We start from the raw sequence: 16,752 nt of genomic DNA, 5'->3' as shown, positions 1-16,752 counted from the left end.
GGCCGTGAGAGGAGTTGTCCAGATGTTCATCGAAACCGCATTGGAGGGCGGCGTGCTGACGATCGTCCTCAATGACCCGGCACGTCGAAACGCCATGGGCGCTGGCATGCGCGATGAACTCGCCACCACATTGGACCGTGTCAACGCTGACGGATCAGTGCGTGCACTGGTGGTGCGGGGCGCCGGGGGCAACTTTTGCTCCGGGGGCGACTTGACGGCCATGCCTCCGGAGAATATGGCCACAGCCCGGGATCGTCTGGCTCAAGTGGCTTGCCTCGTCAGGCAGCTCTGCGGCTTCACCAGACCGACTCTTGCCGTTGTCGAAGGTGCGGCCGCAGGTCTGGGGGCCAGCCTCGCCCTCGCCTGCGACTATGTCTACATGGCGGACGACGCCCGGCTCATGTTCCCGTTTAGCCGACTAGGGCTCCTTCCTGACGGGGGTATTCTGCACAGCCTGGCTGCGCGTATTGGCGTCTCTAAAGCCAGGCAGCTACTGCTCGAGGGCAGGACCGTCGGCCCGGAAGAGTGCCTTCGACTCGGACTAGCGGATTACTGCTATCCCCCGGATCAGCTTGCAAAGGAAGCCGCAGCCAGCGCCGGCAATCTGGCCACACTGTCGCCACTGTCGGTTGCGGGCGTTAAAAGGGCTTTGGCCGGGGGACTGCCCTCTCTGGAAGACGCTTTTGTCTTCGAGCACCGCGATCAGCCTGCGTGCTATTTTTCCAGCGATTTCGCTGAAGGCAAGCGGGCTTTTGCCCAACGTGGTGTCCCCGTTTTCACGGGATTCTAGACAGTACTAATGGAGTTGAGGAGCGCAATGCTTTTGCAGAACATGACCAGCGTGGTCACTGGGGGTGCGCGGGGAATCGGGTTTGCCACAGCTCGGGCACTCTTGGCGCAAGGCAGTAACATCGTTCTTGCCGACACGGACACCGCGGCGCTGGACCGAGCAGCTGAAACTCTGGGGCAAGGCGTTGTGAAAGTTGTCTGCGACGTGACCTCTGCCGAAGATATGAGCACCTTGGTGAACACCGCGGTCGATCGCTTCGGGTCTTTGGAGGTCATGGTGAACAATGCCGGATTCGCTCGTGATGCCACCATGCGCAAGATGACCGAATTCGATTTCGACGCAGTTGTCTCCGTACATCTGAAGGGTGCGTGGCTGGGTACCCGCGCCGCCGCCGACATCATGCGAAGGCTCGGGACGGCCGGCTCGATCATCAATGTTTCCTCTATCTCGGGGAAGGTCGGGATGCCAGGACAGACTAACTACAGTGCCGCGAAGGCCGGCATCGTAGGTCTGACAAAGGCTGCGGCCAAAGAACTCGGTTTCACCGGCATCAGGGTCAACGCTATCCAGCCGGGCATTATCCGGACTGACATGGTCGAAGCCGTGCGCCCTGAGATACTCGAGAAGAAACTCGCCGAGATCCCGTTGGCACGGTTCGGCGAGCCCGAGGAAGTTGCCAGCGTGGTCTTGTTCCTAGCCAGCGGAATGTCCAGTTATATGACTGGAACCGTTCTCGAAATTACCGGCGGCCGGCATGCTTAGCAGGAGGGCATCCGAAACGGAACCGCCTGACATGAATGCCGACGACGATCGTGGCGCGCGGGAGCACTTCGAATGCTCAATGCCTCTGCGTTGGTCGGATCAGGATCTTAACGGGCACATCAACAATGCCCGCATTGTCACGTTGATGGAAGAGGCACGGATACTTTGGCTCAACCAAAGTGCCGCCGCTTCAGGGTTGGAATCGTTCCGATGTCCTAAGGTGGTCGCCGCCCTGACCGTTGAATACCACAGACCTGTCAATTATGGGGATGAGCTCCTGATGCTGCTCGATATCTCCAGAATCGGAAACGGATCCTTCACCGTCCGTTACTCGGCGACCCAACAATCGTCACCGGTCTTTAGGGGTAGCACGGTACTGGTCCCGCTTGAACGTAAATCGAACCGCCCCAGAAAACTCACTTCAGCTGAAACGGTATATCTCTCGCGATATACCGAAACGGAGACATCACGACCGGGTTAACCGACTTCTTACTGGAGGAATCCTTAAGTCCGGTGCAATTGGCCGTCGCCTTCCGGGTGCGTCTTCGCCAACGACGCGGTCCCTGCCATCATCACGGACTAATAATCCGCCGGGCAGCGTTCCCTCGAAACTGGTGAGTCAACGCCTTCCTACACCATGCCCTCGCTTCCAGGCCCAGGGCCGGGGACACACCAAGTCGGGTTGACGTTATACCGGGGCTTCGTTGACCAGGCGGTGGTCCTTCCCAGCGCCTGCCCTCGCACGCATGGGGCCAGAGCAAGGGAGGTAGATGGGCGTTGGACCACCTCGACCAGCAGCGAGTGGTACAGGGTTCAAGAAGTGCAAACCCGCAGAATTTGCCGGGGACCCCCGCTACCCCGGACAGCCGCGCAACGAATAGCGCGGAGGTGTTGGTGGACCGCCAGGCGGGTGGCGTGAGGTGTTTTCCACAGCTGCCAGCCCCGCAGACTTGAGCCCGAATTCCTCGGGCACGGCTTCGACTACAAGCCCGCAGTTTGACATGGCACTCTTGTCGTGGGCACGCACGGGTGTCCGGTGAGGGATGCCAGGCTTTCATCCGTGGCGTGCCGGGTCACGAATGCGCGCAGCGCTTCTGTCACACTGCCCGAGTGCGGTCGCGGCCGCGTCGCGCTCGATGACGAGCACGTCACCACCTGCTGACAGAACTGCTGAAGCGCCATGTTGCTTCGAGGGTCAGCCGGTACCCCCAGACCTGTTCCCGGCTGCCCGATTTCTAATTCGGGTGGCGCGAGCCGAAAGTCCGCGGCTTATGCCAGTCCGACGCCGTCCAATACGGCGATCCTCGGCTGCGGCAGCTGCGCGGTGCGGTGAAATTGATTAGGAGCCGCACGCCAGCGCATCGCCCCGACGGCGTCCGCGCAACTCCCCAATGTCGGCGCGGGAGATCAAGCCCCTTTTCCGTTGATTCCGGACGATAGAAAGGCATCCCAGGATGACGCCTTCCACTAGGGCTGCCGGGGCTTCTGACGCCTCCCAGGGATACATCGGCCACTCTGTTTTCTCGTTTGTCAGTGGCCGGTTAGACGCCGGCCGCCGTCGATCAACAGCTCGCTTCCGGTGATATAGGCCCCATAGTCACTGAGCAGGAAGGCGCAGGCCTCGGCAATTTCTTCCTTCCTGGCCAACCTTCCCAGCGGAATATTTGCCAGGTGCTCCTCCATCTCAGCTTCCGTTCCATACAGTATCCCGGCACCACCGGTCTGTTCCGTTAGTCCGGGCGTGAGAACGTTGAGGCGGACTCCGTGGGGTGCCCAGGCCGCGGCGAGTGACTTCGTCATGGCCAGCACACCCGCCTTCGCACTCGCCGAGTGGACAGTATCCGGGTTTCCCGTCAGGGCTGCGGACGTGCCGATGTTGACCACTGACAGCGGCGCCGACAAAGTGATGGCCCGCCGCCCAACAGCCTGGGTGAGGGTCCAGGTGCCGTTGAGCACGATGTCCACGACCGCATTCCAGCCATTGGGCGTCAGGTCCAGCGGATTGACCCGGAAATTTCCCGCCGCGTTGTTCACGAGCAGGTTTACCGGAGCAAAGTCCGACTCGATCGCCTTAAGGGCGCCGTGCACCGCCGCTTCATCGCGGACATCCGCCTTGTAGCCCCTTACTTCGAATCCTCTCGCTGTGAGGGAAGCGACGGCCCCTTCGAGCTTGCTTTCATCACGACCGATGATTGCAGTTCTGGCACCGAGCGACGCCAGGCGTTCGGCAATAGCCAGGCCGATGCCGGAAGTGCCTCCCGTAACAAGTGCGGTTTGACCGATGAAAATACGTGAGCTAAACATCCGAACCTTTCTTTTTTGTCACCGGAGGTAGACCCGGCCTGGATCGATGTCATCCCGCAGGAGTCGGAGTTCTTCCACTGTGGGGGGAGGCGTCACGGTGAGGTCGTCCAACACTTTGACCGGCCACCCGGTCTGTTCGCGCACCTGCTCGACCGTCACTCCTTCGTGGATACTGGCCAGGCATAATTCACCAGCTGCATCCGATTTGAAGACCCCGAGTTCGCTAATGACGGTGGTCACACCAGCGCCGCGCGTTGGCACTTTAGGGTCGATCCGTCGCGCTATCGCCGGAGAAGGGCTGGTGCAGAAGTCGAGCTCCCGAACAAAAGAGGTTCTGTTGTGCCGGCGCATGACAACAAATACCTCTTGGGAGTTAGCCATCACCTCGGCAGCACCGCCGGAACCGGGAAGGCGGACCGTCGGTGAGTCCCACGGGCCGATAACGCTGGTATTTAGGCTGCCGAACTTGTCGATCTGCGCCGCGCCGAGGAAACCCACGTCGATCCACCCACCCTGCAGCACATACCCGAATAGCACGGGCATGGTCATAATGGCTTCGGCTCCCGTAGCCAGTGAAGCATCGGCGATGGTTTCCGGAAGTTTGGGCGGATGAGCACCGCAGACACCCGACTCGTAGATCTGTTCAATTTCTGGAGATGTGGACTTCTGGGCCAGCGCAACGGCGAGAGTGGGCAGCCCAATCCCCGCGAAAACGCGCCGCTTGCCCCGCAAGTAGCGGCAACTGACCGCCGCCAAGAGTTCACTGACGGTGTAGCACCGAGTCGAGTCCGGCCCGGTAGTGGTTGTCGCGACGATGCTGGTCATAGGACGCTCCCATAGTTGACGGGGGTGGACAGCCGGGGGACCGGCGTTAGGCGATCAAAAAATCCATCGCCGAGCTTGCGGAGGTAACCGTCGTGGTCTCCCGGGCCGTGAATCCATTCCTGGATCCACGCCTCGAGACGGTCCGGGTCTTTACTAATGGCCGACCATGAGCGGTAGAAGTCGTTGTCCCGGTCATAGTGTCCCTGCGCAAAGGAGGGATGCGCCCCATATTTACATTCCACGACCGCATCAACGACGAAACCGGGGATGAGCGTCCTATTGGGATCGGACCTGATGACGTCGTCATCGACAATCTCCTCCACCAACACGATGGTGCGCTTGGACGCAAACGCAACTTCCTGTTGCGGGCCAAGAATGCCCCAGCTCTGGATGTTCCCATGCCGGTCCGCCCGCTGAGCGTGGATGATGGCAACGTCCGGGTTCAGCGCGGGTACCACGTAAGTCTCGACATCCTCATCGAAAGGGGACGTCACCTTCCTCAGCTGCGGATTGATCTTGACCAGGTCGCTGCCGGCATAGGACCTGACGGGCATAAACGGTAGCCCTGCGGCGCCCGCCTGATACCGTGCCAAGAGGCCATAGTGACTGTATTCTTCCAGCTCGAGCCTCCCCGAACCGCCGGCTTCAACCGCCCGACGCACCGCGTATAGGGAACCCACCGAGCTGTTGCCCGTGAAAGCAAAGACCATCCTGTTCACGCAGCCGGCCGCCACCATTTGGTCCGCAATGATGTCCGGAGTCATCCGCACCAGCGTCAAGCCTGTCACGCCCTGCCGGATGATCTCGTGACCCGCAGCGAAGGGAATGAGGTGCGTAAACCCCTCTAGAGCTACGACATCGTTATCAGAAACGAAGGTGCTGATTGCATCTTGTAAAGAGAACCGTTTTTCGGCCAAGGGGTACTGCCTTCCGGATATTTCGACGGGTTCCCCTCATGTTTACACCCCAGATATATAACGGTCCAATACATAAATTAGACTTCTGTGATAGAAAATGAGTCTGAATCGAAGGGGAAGAAGTGGAACTTAGACATCTGGCAGGCTTCATTGCCACAGCGGAGGAGCTGCATTTTGGTCGCGCCGCAGCCCGGCTGCACCTGGCTCAACCCGCCTTAAGTCAGCAAATCCGACTGCTTGAGAAGGAACTCGGGGTTGACCTGTTCCACAGGAACACCCGATCGGTGACCCTCAGCGATGCTGGGAAAGCATTACTCGGCCCAGCCAAGCAGGTCATGGCTGACGTAGACATCGCCCGACGGTCAGCAATTCTGGGGAATTCGGAGATCGTCGGCAGGGTGGTCGTTGGGTTCGCTGGAGCCAGTAGCAGAAACGTCCTGCCCGTGTTGGCACGGGCCGTCAGGGCAGAACAACCTGGCATCGAACTGGTACTCCAAGGGCAGACATACGCCGGCACAGCGATCGCCGAGCTGGTCGCCGGCGACCTGGACATCGGGTTTTCGCGCCTTCCGGTCACCAACCAGCACATCGCAACCCGCGTCTATGGTTATGAACGAATGGTGGCTGCCCTACCCTCGGACCACCCGCTCGCAAGCAGAGAAACCATCCGAGTCGCCGATCTGGCCAGCGAGCCGTTCGTGACTTTCCCGGGAACACAAGGCTCCACTGTGCGGGATGCACTGATTCACGTGGCCATGGGAGCCGGCTTCACGCCACGGATCATGCAGGAAGCCCCGGACTCTTACACCATTCTGGGATTGGTTGCCGCTGGCGTCGGGGTGACCATCACCGTCTCCTCCGTCCAGCACATCGACACGCCAGGGCTCGTCTATCGGGATTTGGAGGATGAACTTCCGGAGCTTGCTGCAGTGCTGGCATGGCGGAAAGACAACTCCTCCACAGCTACCAAAGCTGTCCTAGAAATCGCCGAGCGCGTCCTCCCCACCCCACCGCTACCCGGCTAGGCGACGAGCAAAGTGACGAAGGCGCCGTTATTTATGTAATTTCCTACCTACTGTAGGTCGGATTAGATATTGGACGCTATGAGTGAGGAATGTCAGGGTTGGGAATGAAATTCACCGTGTGCCGTGTCACAGAGTGCCACAGCCTGACAATGGAGTTGTTGTGAGCGAAGCAGAAACCATCGAATCGGGAACAGCCCGTCTCCGTCAAAAAATGGCGCGGAAAGCCGGTCTTGCATCATTCGCCGGGACCACTGTCGAGTGGTATGACTTTTACGCATACGGGACTGCGTCCGCTCTCGTATTCGGCAAGATCTTCTTCCCCGCCCAAGATCAGGCGGTCGGGACTCTGGCGGCTTTTGCGACATTTTGGGTCGGATTTCTCGCCAGGCCACTGGGCGGGATCATCTTCGGTCACATCGGTGACCGGCTTGGCCGCAAGAAAGCTCTGGTGACCACCCTCCTGATGATGGGTATCTGCACCACTGCAGTTGGGCTGTTGCCCACCTACGCCCAGGTAGGCGGATGGGCAGCGGTCCTGTTAGTCGCTCTTCGACTCATCCAGGGTATCGCCATGGGCGGCGAGTGGGGCGGCGCCGTTGTCCTTGCTGCCGAGCATGCACCCAAGGGTAAAGGGATCCTCTACGGCGCTTTCGCGCAACAAGGCTCCCCCATGGGTAACCTGCTTTCGACACTCGTCTGGTTGATGGTTGCCCAGCTCCCCGACGATGCCTTCACTACTTGGGGCTGGCGCGTCCCGTTCCTGCTGTCAGCGGTGCTGGTGGGAATTGGCCTATTCGTCCGCCTGAGTATCGAAGAATCGCCCGCCATGCGGGCCCTCATGGAGACAAAGCAGATAGCCAAAGCGCCCCTGAGCGAAGTCTTAAAGAGCTCCAAAGGCATCGTCGCCCTGGGTATCGGAGCATGTGTCATCGGCGTCTCGGCAACATACTTCAAAGGTACCTTCGCCCTCGCTTGGGCTGTCGATGAAGGGTTGTTCAGCAGGACAAGCTTCCTTTCCATCGTCACCATCTCCCTTGTGGTGCAGTTTATTGTGCAGCCTTTCGGTGCCGTGATCGCCTCGAAACTGACACTGCGCAAGGCTGTCCTGCTGATGCTGATTCCCGAACTCCTGGTCCTGCCGCTGATGTTCATGCTGATCGGGACAGGGGACTACACACTGGCTGTCATCGGCATGGCCGTGGCCACCATCCCGCATTCCATGTACTACGCCGCCATGGCAGGTATTCTGGCGAAGTCATTCCCGCCCAACATCCGCTACACCGGCATCTCCCTCAGCTACCAGCTCAGCTCAACCATCTTCGCCGGAACAGCCCCCATGATGGGGCAGTATCTCCTGAATGCAACAGGATCCATCCTGGCCGTCATCGTCTTGGCCGTCGTGCATGTGGTGATCACGATCGGCTCAGTACTCGGTCTGCTATCACGCTCGCACAGCCTGGGCGCGGACTACGGGAGCGCTGACAGCTTCGGAACGGAAAGCGAAAAGCCTGGAGCCGGATCCGAAAGTGACAGGAGCCCCAGCCTGCAGCGCTAGTACCGCCCGAAACACTGACAAAGCGGTGTCGCCCGGGTTACCCCGCGCGACACCGCTCTGTTGCCCCATTCCGAGACTCTCGTGACGTCGATGATGTAGTCACCTGCTTACGACCCAACAGCCCGGACCTGGTTGCGTCGGCTGATCGGTGTCGTGGTGAGTTTGGCGGCCGCCGCCGCAACCGTGCCGTGGCTGCTGTATTTCGTGGGCATCGGGCTCAACGCGGCCCGCAGCTACTTAGGTCAGGGTCACGGTTGAAAGCGGCGAAAGCGTCATCGTCGAGCGATCAGGCTTCGACGGCAGAGAGTACGCCGTATACGGACAGGAACCATTCCTTGTCTTTGACAGGAGCGCAGAGGAGACGTCCGTATCGGAGGTCTTCGAGCCGGATGACTGCACGCTGGCGGTGAGAGCCGCGGATATCCTGCTCACTTGCGGGGCTGACAAACTTCCGGTTCCACGTAGTGATGGATAAAGAGGTGGTGCAGGCGACTTCTGAGACTGGCATCCGGAGTCCCGTTGTTTTCGTGGGCTCTGTTAGTCCGCGGTGAGCGTCTGAAGTGGCGCTGCCCGGTCATGCAGCGGTCGGCTGATCGGATCATGAATGGTTTGAAGGGAGGTGACCTGGTGATGGAGAGTCGAGAGGCTGAGCATGCCGTGCTGCATGCCCCAGATTCGGCAACGGGCGCGGGCAGGACCCGGTTGCAGTCGCGGTTGTTCCTCTCCAGCAGGCTCAGGTCTTTCAGGGCAAAGAAGCGCCGCGCCCTGTCGATGCGGGTGCGGCAGTTCGGGGGAGGCCTTGGTGGGGAAAATTGGGGGTGTGGACAGTGTCCACACTTTGGGTCCCGGACTGGGCCGTACCGGGGCCGGACTGGGCCGGATTCCGTATGTTTGGGCGGAAGTCCAGTGTTAGCAAGGGCTGGAACCCGGTTCGAGTCCCACCTCGGGCACAGTGTTTCCGCAGGTCAGAGGCTTTTTGGTGCTTTTTTCGTGTGGACAGTGTCCACACTCTTGCCTCTGATCTGATGTTCCGGGTGTGTGGGGTCCCGGAAACGGCCTATTCGGTTATGCGGGAGAGCGGTCCTCTACGGTGGACCGGGTACCGCCCTGTGGGGTCTCTTCTGGGTGTTCATCCTCGTTCGTCCTTCCCGTTGGATTTTCGCGTTCACCTCTTCATGGTGTGTAGTGCCCGCGTACAACATGCTTTGCTGATTAATTTTTAGATCGACCTGGGGTTGCGGCCCGTACGGGTTTTCCGCTCTGATACCTGTTCATGCAGGAACGCGGGGGAACGGCATGACATGGCGACTGATCCGGAGCTGATTTCGAACTGTTTGACCGGCCGCTGGAAGCGGGAATTTGTGCGGGCCTCGGAGGGCACACCGTATTCGGCGACGCAGACCGCGTCCGCTTTGGCGCTCATCAGCGCGTTGATGAAGGTCGTGAGCATGGATCGCATCAGATCCGAGGAGGCCTGCTCGAGTTGCTCGGACAGGAAACTGGCAGGGTCGATAACATGGGGTGGGGTCATCGCCTGGTTACTCCTTGAGAAAAGACTTTGGTCGGTCTTTCCAAAGAATCACGCGATGGCCGCCTCACGTTCGGGAACAACACGCCCAGGGCCGGGCTGTTACACCACGCTAATGGGCACTACCCAAACGGAGTGGAAACGAGGTGCGGTGGCTCTCATAGCGGAATCACAGGTCGGCTCTATAGCGGTAACAGGGTGGCATCGTAGCTTTGCTTCATGCTAAAAACGAACACGGCACTCACCTCTCCTTCTCTGTCCCGACGGGCGTTGCTCGGGGGCATTTCAGTCGCCGCCTTGTCCGCCCTCACTGCCTGCTCGGGCGGCACGAGGACCAACCCGGCTTCGCAAACGGGGTCGGCGCCGGCGACAACTGCCGCTTCAGCGACCGCCGCCGCCTCTGCCGGCCCCGGAAGCGTGGCCGAACTCGCTCAGGCTTTCCAGGCAACGCTTGGCACGGTCCTCCAGTCTCAGCTGCTGCAGGAGTACACCTTGGCGAATGCAAAACTGTGGTCGAACCTGCCCCAAGCGCTCGTTGCAGGGGGAATGGGCGGTCCGCCCGGTGGTGGTGGCGGCACTGGAGCCAGGATCGGTCTTTCCCTTGCTGACCTGGACGCCACCCAACTTGCTGCGTTCAACGCACTGCTCGCCGCAGCAACGGGCAGCACGAAGGGCCTCGGCTATGACGAGATTCAGCAGCACCTCAACGCAGATGACTATTTGGCCGATAACGGCGGTGGAAGCGACTACGGTCGACCTAACTACTACATAGCCTTCCTGGGCACCCCGTCGGATTCCGGCACCTGGGAGTTCCAGTTCGGGGGCCACCACCTCGCCGTGGCCAACACCTATGTCAAGGGCTCACTTGCCGGAGCCACACCCTCTTTCCGGGGCATCGAACCCAACGGATCATTCCAGTACAACGGAACCACCAACCAGCCCATGATGGTGAAGGAAGCCGCCTTCGCCGCACTCCTTGCTGGCCTGACAGCGGACCAGCTGGCCACAGCAAAGCTCGGCAATGTCTACAGTGACCTCCTGCTGGGCCCGGGGAAGGACTGGGCCTTTCCCACCACGAAGGAAGGACTTCAGGGCTCGACGCTCTCGGCGGATCAGAAAAAGCTGGCCCTTGCGGCGGTCGCGGGCTACGTCCATGACATCGCCGACGCCGACGCTGCGGCCATTCTTAGGCGCTACGAAAGTGAACTTGACGAAACCTACATCGCACACTCCGGCACGCCGGCGCTCACAGAGCGAAATGATTATATCCGCATTGACGGCCCTTCGGTCTGGATTGAGTTTTCCATGCAGCGCGGCATTATCCTCTCCGGTAACCACCCGCACTCAGTCTGGCGGGACCGCACCACGGATTATGGAGGAACTAAGAGCTGATGCAGTCGGCCATCCGACGGCTGGCGCGTAAACCAGGCGCTGTCATCATACGGTCCCTCATCACAGCGTTCCTCATCATGATCGGTACGTTGGCCCTCGGTGCTACGCCAGCGTCGGCTCACGTCCTCCCTACGTCCAGCGTGCTGCTCGACGTGCGGGAAAACGCGATCGATGCTACCGCGAAGATCCCGCTGGATGACCTGGAAGCAGCGAGCGGGATCGACTTCGCGGAGGAACAGCCAGCATCGGTAACAGAGCACTCTGGTGAACTTTCCGCCTACCTTCTGGCACATTTCGTCCCCGCGAGCGATGACGGTAAGGCGTGGAGCGTCACGCTTGGGACCCTTGGCGTGGCGGAGGCAGGGAACGCGTCCACCACGGGCGTATATCAGGAAATCGACGCCACTTTCACGCTCACGCCACCGGCCGGAAGCGACGCGCGCTCCTTCGACCTTGGTTACGACGTGGTGGTGGACCGGGTCATCACACACGTCGTCCTGGTGAGCGTGACCTCGGACTGGGCTGCCGGCGTCGTGGATGGGGCCTATGACGTGGGAACTATCCGGCTTGATACGGCCTCCGGGACAGTTCCCGTACTGCACATCAATCTCGGGGAAGGAAATGATCTCACGGGCTTCGCGAGTATGTTCGTCCTCGGCGTCCAGCACATTCAGGAGGGAACGGACCACCAACTGTTCCTTCTCACGCTCCTGGTGCCCGCCCCGCTCATAGCCCAATCCCGCCGCTGGGGTAGACCAGCACCGGTGAAGAAAGCCCTGCGTCGCATCGCAGGGATTACGCTCGCGTTTACCATCGGACACTCAGCCACGCTGGCTCTTGGTTCGCTCGGGCTGCCGGTACCTGTAGGAGCCACCGAACCACTCATCGCGGTGAGTATCCTCATCGCCGCGGTCCACGCCTTCAAGCCGCTGTTCTACGGAAAGGAGATCCTGGTTGCCGGATTCTTCGGGCTCATCCATGGACTCGCCTTCTCCGAGACACTCCGCGAACTCGATCTGACGGGCACCCGCCTGGGACTCTCACTCCTCGGCTTCAACCTGGGAATCGAGGCGATGCAGCTGGCTGTGGTCGCGCTCGTCCTGCCGCCCCTGATCCTGCTTGCCCGTGAGGGACGCTACGCGAGGCTGCGCCTTGTGGCTGCTGTGGTTGCCGCGGTTGCTGCAGTCGGATGGTTAGCGGCGAGGCTGGCAACTCCTAACATGATTGCTGATCTGGCCGACAGGATCGGCGTTCTTTCAGTCCCCATCGTTGCGTTGCTGTGGGCCGCGGGTATCATCTTTTTTTCACGTCAGCGCAGAGCAGTTCGTCAGCTAATCGCGGCCAGTGGTGTACCGGCCTAACAATCGTCCTCCCAGGGCCAAAGCCCCTGACCATGGCGCCTTTGGTGAGTCCGATACCGCAACGTGTGTGGTGGTTTCCGATGCAGGGATTTCCAGTAAAGTCCTGTAGCCGTCGACGTGATCAAACACCGCTGGCCTGCCGGTCCCTTCTGAAGGTGCCCTATCAGGGCGCCGTCTGGAGCTGCGCCGACTGTCCCGGAAATCGAATTAGCGTTTCTTTCGATACGCTGAAAAACAATGTCGTCACCTTCGACTAATTCGCGCCAGTCGGCTACGAGGACGGTAGCCATTGTGGGGGGAAGTTAGATGAAGACATATCTGCCAAATCGCCATCTGGCAGCGTGGGCAAGGCGTCCCTTTCCGTCGGTAGTACCGTAATGTTGCGGCTAAAGCGAATGCTTCAGTCGAGGTACCGCACGCCGGCAGCTTCCAGCGGTCCGAGCATTGAGTAGATGTCCAAACCCAGTTCACCTGCGGCAAATCGGCGGAGCTTGCCTTCTTCGTTGTCCTGGCGCCTTTAGGGGGCTGCCGCCAATTCGGCTGCGCGGGCGGCGGCGACAACGTCGACGTCGCCGGGGGTGACCAGGGCATTGGCGCAGACCACGGGGATGTTGACCGAACCGAGGGTGGCTTTAACGATAGCTTTGGAGTTGATGGCACGGCTGAAAACTGGGAAGTCCATGCCCTGCAGGGTTGCGACGTCGCGGTAGCCGCCGTCGATGATCAGGCCCTTGGCGCCGCCGGCCTACAGGGAGGTGGTACGGAAGTTCTCGCACCTACGTCTATTCCCTGCGGTCCTGAAGTGATGCCTCGATCACGCGCTGAGTCTCCGCATCCAGGGGCATAGTGCGTAGCCCCATATCCCATGCGACCCCGTCGAAAGAGAGGCGGACCATGCCTTCACGCTCCAACCGACGCGCGACAGTGGACTTGCCAGCACCGGCTGGCCCACACATAAATACGGCTCGACTCATATCTACGATCGTAGGAGCAGGTTTGGCGAGCACCTACCCGGCGCCCGGTGAGGATCCTCCACCGGACACTTACCAGAAGTAGCATCAGGGCTCGATCGATTTCCACAGATGGTATTCCGGGAACAAGGCACCGTATCTGTTAGGAGTAGCTTTTCAAAGAAAAGTTCCAATGACCTGCTCGGGTAGCCTAGGGATTAATGAACCCTTTTGGACTGTCGTCCCATCAGCTCGCCGCCTTCGGCCGCCCGGTCCTGGAATACCTTCCTGACGGATACGACGCTGAGAGCGCTGTGCAAGCCGAGATAGATGACGTTGGATCCCTCGCCGCACTTGCGTCACCGGACGTCGTGGCCGCCAGGATCGCCCGGATGGGTCCCGGCATGAGCACTGAGATCATGACCGAGCGGCTACTTGAAGACAGCGCCGAACGCACCGTCATTTCAGGCCTCAGGTACCGCAACCTCGACCCGGCTTTCCCCTTCGTTGCGGTCAAAACTACTGCCAGAGTGTGCGACGCCGAGGCTGTTGATTCGCTGGCCGCCCAAGTAGCCGAGGCCTACCGCGACGTTGGAGTGCGTGGCTTCACCTTCTGGGAACAGCCAGGCCACGATCTATCCCGTGTAGAAAACTGGGCATCAGTTATGGCAGGGTCAATTCGTCTGGCAGCCAGAGCTGACGAGCGGAATCTGGCCGAGACGCTGACGATCTCCTGGCCGGATGCGGTAACTGACGTGATCGCCGATTACCAACACGAATATCAGGCGTGGCGTTCGGGTGCGCCCGAGCTTGCCTCGTTTATTTCAGAGTCCGACCATGAGGAGCTCCAGGAAGCTGCCGACCAGGGCCTGTTGATGTCGCTGCGCGACGATCAAGGCTTTGCAGGATTGGCGGCTGCCACAATCTCGCCGCTCTTCGGCAAACGCGGGGTCTGCATGGTGGAAATGTTCCTGGCGGAACGCTGGCGTGGGAAGGGCCTTGCTACTGCGGTAGAGTCTTCGTTCCTGGCCGGTCAACGCTCGGGGGCGGATACAGTCTGGGGCCAGGTCTACGCAGGAAATCTGCCCTCGCTGCGCACTGCGCGGCGGCTGCGCCGTCGGCCGGTCCAGCAGGAGTATTTCGTCCACTTGACCACGGACTGAAGTGCCGGTATCTCGGCGTGGGATAGGCGCGGTTTCGCAAAATCGATAAAGCGTCGGGTCCGACGGTAATGATGGAAGCGCTTGCGCCGCGGCGTGACTCCGGGTCCGACCTAGGCCAGGCATCCGCGCGCATGAGGGACTCACATCCGTGAGCAAAAGGGTGTGGCAGGAACACGCCCGGTAAAGGATCGGCTATCGGGCGACGCCGCGGGCCTTCCTGGACTCCAGCTGTTCCGGTCCCACAATTGCTGTGGGTTGCCGCAGTGCTCGGCAAGCACGAAAAGCGCTGCTTAGCGCAACCGTTGCTGTAGGCTCCGATTCGAACCTTGGGGGACTGATGCTTAACTACTTTCGCGAGATGCAGGAGGCGCGCTTTGCAACCCGCGGCCGCCGAACGTACGGCTATGTCTCGGCCGGCATCGTAATTGCCGTCATGGGGTTGGTCTTTGCGGGTCCCGCACCCTTATGGATTTTCTGGGCCACTTTCGCCGCTTCCTGCGTTCTGGACGTCGTCCTGACCAGAAAATGGATCAGAGACGACGCGCTAGAAGCCTGCCGACGCGGATATCCAGGCTGACGTCGCCCCGGGTTAGGGGCAACATATCGACAGCGGCTCCAACGGCCGGCCGTCACCGAAAAAGCGGGGGAAGCTTTGCACCAACGTCTGACACACCACACCGAAAAGCCACCGGTACTGCCCGTCGTTTACCTTATCCTCAGTCTCTGCGCCCTAGCGACAACAAGCGCCGCAGCCATCCTGTGGACACCCATCGACGCGGACTTCATTACTCGCGCCGACAATGCCGGGTGGGACACGACTATGCTCTTGCCTCACCAAATGGAGCTCTCCATCGTCGTCAATACGTCAGTACTGCTAACACTTGTTCTCGTCGTGACCGCGTCCTATGGAGTGCTGGCCTCACGCCGGCAGGTGAAAACGGCTCGCTAGGGGGATTGGCGATCTGCCTCCCTGAACGGTCGGCCATGGCGGTCTTCTTGCTGACCCCACTAGATCAGCAGGCCTCATGATGTCCCGCTGAGGGATCCTTGGGTTCTTGCGGTGATTGCAACACTTAGCGGATGGGTGTTGTCGTGGCGAGGTATTCGATTTATGTAAGACCGGATCTTCTGCAGCTGTTTTGGGCTGGGATGCAGGCCGGTGATTTCATCACTGACGCTGTTGTGCCGATCAATACGAGCAGGCGGACTGGGCGCCGGGTCCTGGCCGAGGCCGGGGGTGTCAGGCCACGCCGGGGCCGGGATCTGAAGGGCAGGTGCCTGACTTTCGCCCAGCGTGAGGAGATCGCGGTGATGCGCGCCCAGGGACACTCGCTGCGCCGGATCGGGGCCGTGGTCGGCAGATCTGCCTCGACGGTGTCCCGGGAGCTGCGGCGCAATTCGGTGGCCGGGTTGCCCTACCGGGCAACATCGGCCCACGCGCTGGCGTATGAGCGGGCTTCGCGGCCGAAACCGGCGAAACTGCACACGAACACTGTGCTGCGTGCGAAGGTGGAAGAAGACCTGAAAAAGAAGTACTCGCCGGAGCAGATCGCAGGACGACTGCGGATCGAGTTTCCCGATGAGCCGGAGATGCGGGTGTCACCTGAGACCATTTACCAGTCCCTCTACGTTCAGTCCCGCGGAGCGCTGAAACGTGATCTGGCCGCGTGTTTACGCACCGGACGTGCACTCAGGCAGCCCTGCAGGAAGGCCGGCCAGCGGAAGAACCGGATCCCGGGGATGATCAATATCTCCGAGCGCCCCGCCGAGGTTCAGGACCGTGCGGTGCCAGGGCATTGGGAGGGCGACCTCATCATCGGCAAAGGCAACCAGTCCGCGATCGGGACCCTTGTGGAGAGAACCACCAACTACACAATGCTCGTTCATCTTCCGGATGGCTACAAAGCAGAACAAATGCGTGACGCCCTGGCAGCGAAGATCAAGACGCTCCCCGAGGCGCTGAGGCATTCCCTCACCTGGGACCAGGGCATCGAAATGCAGGACTGGAAAACCGTGAAAATAGACGCCGGGATCGATATTTACTTCTGCGACCCGCACTCACCCTGGCAGCGGGGCATCAACGAAAACACTGTGAGTATGGAGGTAGCCCGGGAAGGGCTGATCCGGAAGGGTGGGTGTCGGCAGCGAAGAGTGACTCCCGAGAATACTGGCCGCGAGTG

At 60.5% G+C, this 16,752-nt stretch carries 16 protein-coding genes and 2 pseudogenes; 11 read left to right on the top strand and 7 right to left on the bottom strand.

Annotation, left to right across the window (positions count from 1 at the left end):
• The first annotated feature begins 22 nt into the window (after window positions 1-22).
• The 3 genes from RCH15_RS17630 to RCH15_RS17620 are packed head-to-tail and all read left to right on the top strand — an operon-like array spanning window position 23 to window position 2,033.
• On the top strand, window positions 23-790 hold the full coding sequence (locus RCH15_RS17630) for an enoyl-CoA hydratase/isomerase family protein (RefSeq protein WP_326961948.1): 768 nt from the start codon (window positions 23-25) through the stop codon (window positions 788-790).
• A 27-nt stretch (window positions 791-817) separates the two neighbouring features.
• On the top strand, window positions 818-1,552 hold the full coding sequence (gene fabG, locus RCH15_RS17625) for a 3-oxoacyl-ACP reductase FabG (protein WP_326961947.1): 735 nt from the start codon (window positions 818-820) through the stop codon (window positions 1,550-1,552).
• 31 nt (window positions 1,553-1,583) lie between these two features.
• On the top strand, window positions 1,584-2,033 hold the full coding sequence (locus RCH15_RS17620; RefSeq protein ID WP_326961946.1) for an acyl-CoA thioesterase: 450 nt from the start codon (window positions 1,584-1,586) through the stop codon (window positions 2,031-2,033).
• A gap of 1,049 nt (window positions 2,034-3,082) precedes the next feature.
• Here the strand turns inward: RCH15_RS17620 and RCH15_RS17615 are convergent.
• From RCH15_RS17615 to RCH15_RS17605, 3 genes are read right to left on the bottom strand one after another with little or no spacing between them, the layout of a single operon-like run.
• Window positions 3,083-3,856, bottom strand: a complete 774-nt coding sequence (locus tag RCH15_RS17615) for an SDR family oxidoreductase (protein ID WP_326961945.1) — start codon at window positions 3,854-3,856, stop codon at window positions 3,083-3,085.
• Window positions 3,857-3,874: 18 nt separating this feature from the next.
• On the bottom strand, window positions 3,875-4,681 hold the full coding sequence (locus RCH15_RS17610) for a CoA-transferase subunit beta (RefSeq protein ID WP_326961944.1): 807 nt from the start codon (window positions 4,679-4,681) through the stop codon (window positions 3,875-3,877).
• Window positions 4,678-5,598 carry a CoA transferase subunit A gene (locus tag RCH15_RS17605; protein ID WP_326961943.1) on the bottom strand — a complete coding sequence of 307 codons (921 nt, stop codon included), beginning with the start codon at window positions 5,596-5,598 and terminating at the stop codon, window positions 4,678-4,680. The genes RCH15_RS17610 and RCH15_RS17605 overlap by 4 nt, the downstream gene beginning before the upstream one ends.
• 122 nt (window positions 5,599-5,720) lie before the next feature.
• Here RCH15_RS17605 and RCH15_RS19150 point away from each other — a divergent pair.
• The 3 genes and pseudogenes from RCH15_RS19150 to RCH15_RS17595 all read left to right on the top strand — a co-directional run.
• A pseudogene (locus RCH15_RS19150) lies at window positions 5,721-5,894 on the top strand (LysR family transcriptional regulator); the annotation flags it as partial.
• Between the two features lie 39 nt (window positions 5,895-5,933).
• Window positions 5,934-6,623 (top strand): LysR family substrate-binding domain-containing protein, encoded by a 690-nt coding sequence (locus tag RCH15_RS17600; protein WP_326961942.1) that lies wholly within the window; start codon window positions 5,934-5,936, stop codon window positions 6,621-6,623.
• Between the two features lie 160 nt (window positions 6,624-6,783).
• Window positions 6,784-8,178, top strand: coding sequence for an MFS transporter (locus RCH15_RS17595; protein WP_326961941.1), 1,395 nt, complete (start codon window positions 6,784-6,786; stop codon window positions 8,176-8,178).
• Window positions 8,179-8,464: 286 nt separating this feature from the next.
• On the opposite strand, the gene RCH15_RS17590 is transcribed toward RCH15_RS17595, so the two are convergent.
• Together RCH15_RS17590 and RCH15_RS17585 are read right to left on the bottom strand one after the other, a co-directional pair.
• Window positions 8,465-8,686 (bottom strand): hypothetical protein, encoded by a 222-nt coding sequence (locus tag RCH15_RS17590; RefSeq protein ID WP_326961940.1) that lies wholly within the window; start codon window positions 8,684-8,686, stop codon window positions 8,465-8,467.
• 842 nt (window positions 8,687-9,528) lie between these two features.
• Window positions 9,529-9,709 (bottom strand): annotated as a pseudogene (locus RCH15_RS17585) (IS256 family transposase); the annotation flags it as partial.
• A 414-nt stretch (window positions 9,710-10,123) separates the two neighbouring features.
• On the opposite strand from RCH15_RS17585, the gene RCH15_RS17580 reads away from it, so the two are divergent.
• Window positions 10,124-11,098, top strand: a complete 975-nt coding sequence (locus RCH15_RS17580) for a DUF3500 domain-containing protein (RefSeq protein WP_326961939.1) — start codon at window positions 10,124-10,126, stop codon at window positions 11,096-11,098.
• Window positions 11,098-12,459 (top strand): HupE/UreJ family protein, encoded by a 1,362-nt coding sequence (locus tag RCH15_RS17575; RefSeq protein ID WP_326961938.1) that lies wholly within the window; start codon window positions 11,098-11,100, stop codon window positions 12,457-12,459. The genes RCH15_RS17580 and RCH15_RS17575 overlap by 1 nt, the downstream gene beginning before the upstream one ends.
• Before the next feature lie 517 nt (window positions 12,460-12,976).
• On the opposite strand, the gene RCH15_RS17570 is transcribed toward RCH15_RS17575, so the two are convergent.
• Both RCH15_RS17570 and RCH15_RS17565 read right to left on the bottom strand, forming a co-directional pair.
• Window positions 12,977-13,186: a hypothetical protein gene (locus RCH15_RS17570; RefSeq protein ID WP_326961963.1), complete on the bottom strand. Its 210-nt coding sequence runs from the start codon at window positions 13,184-13,186 to the stop codon at window positions 12,977-12,979.
• A 55-nt stretch (window positions 13,187-13,241) separates the two neighbouring features.
• Window positions 13,242-13,415, bottom strand: a complete 174-nt coding sequence (locus RCH15_RS17565; RefSeq protein ID WP_326961962.1) for an AAA family ATPase — start codon at window positions 13,413-13,415, stop codon at window positions 13,242-13,244.
• A gap of 398 nt (window positions 13,416-13,813) precedes the next feature.
• Here RCH15_RS17565 and RCH15_RS17560 point away from each other — a divergent pair, with 398 nt between their 5' ends.
• From RCH15_RS17560 to RCH15_RS17550, 3 genes are all read left to right on the top strand, one after another.
• Window positions 13,814-14,572 carry a hypothetical protein gene (locus RCH15_RS17560; RefSeq protein ID WP_326961937.1) on the top strand — a complete coding sequence of 253 codons (759 nt, stop codon included), beginning with the start codon at window positions 13,814-13,816 and terminating at the stop codon, window positions 14,570-14,572.
• A gap of 337 nt (window positions 14,573-14,909) precedes the next feature.
• Complete coding sequence (locus RCH15_RS17555) at window positions 14,910-15,149, top strand: hypothetical protein (RefSeq protein WP_326961936.1); 240 nt, start codon at window positions 14,910-14,912, stop codon at window positions 15,147-15,149.
• Window positions 15,150-15,652: 503 nt separating this feature from the next.
• Window positions 15,653-16,752, top strand: a 1,100-nt coding sequence (locus tag RCH15_RS17550; RefSeq protein WP_326961935.1) for an IS30 family transposase, incomplete at its 3' end; no start/stop codon positions are given.

This window comes from Arthrobacter sp. MP_M4 (genome assembly GCF_035984855.1).
In the GTDB taxonomy this organism is placed as follows: domain Bacteria; phylum Actinomycetota; class Actinomycetes; order Actinomycetales; family Micrococcaceae; genus Arthrobacter.
Note: the sequence above shows the minus strand (reverse complement) of the source record. Positions and strands in the feature narration are given on the sequence as shown.

Coding starts and splice junctions, on each gene's coding strand:
- RCH15_RS17590 (WP_326961940.1), bottom strand. CDS start 8,686: ATGCCAGTCTCAGAAGTCGCCTGCACCACCTCTTTATCCATCACTACG.
- RCH15_RS17610 (WP_326961944.1), bottom strand. CDS start 4,681: ATGACCAGCATCGTCGCGACAACCACTACCGGGCCGGACTCGACTCGG.
- RCH15_RS17565 (WP_326961962.1), bottom strand. CDS start 13,415: ATGTGTGGGCCAGCCGGTGCTGGCAAGTCCACTGTCGCGCGTCGGTTG.
- RCH15_RS17555 (WP_326961936.1), top strand. CDS start 14,910: ATGCTTAACTACTTTCGCGAGATGCAGGAGGCGCGCTTTGCAACCCGC.
- RCH15_RS17560 (WP_326961937.1), top strand. CDS start 13,814: ATGAGCACTGAGATCATGACCGAGCGGCTACTTGAAGACAGCGCCGAA.
- RCH15_RS17575 (WP_326961938.1), top strand. CDS start 11,098: ATGCAGTCGGCCATCCGACGGCTGGCGCGTAAACCAGGCGCTGTCATC.
- RCH15_RS17615 (WP_326961945.1), bottom strand. CDS start 3,856: ATGTTTAGCTCACGTATTTTCATCGGTCAAACCGCACTTGTTACGGGA.
- fabG (WP_326961947.1), top strand. CDS start 818: ATGCTTTTGCAGAACATGACCAGCGTGGTCACTGGGGGTGCGCGGGGA.
- RCH15_RS17600 (WP_326961942.1), top strand. CDS start 5,934: ATGGCTGACGTAGACATCGCCCGACGGTCAGCAATTCTGGGGAATTCG.
- RCH15_RS17630 (WP_326961948.1), top strand. CDS start 23: ATGTTCATCGAAACCGCATTGGAGGGCGGCGTGCTGACGATCGTCCTC.
- RCH15_RS17620 (WP_326961946.1), top strand. CDS start 1,584: ATGAATGCCGACGACGATCGTGGCGCGCGGGAGCACTTCGAATGCTCA.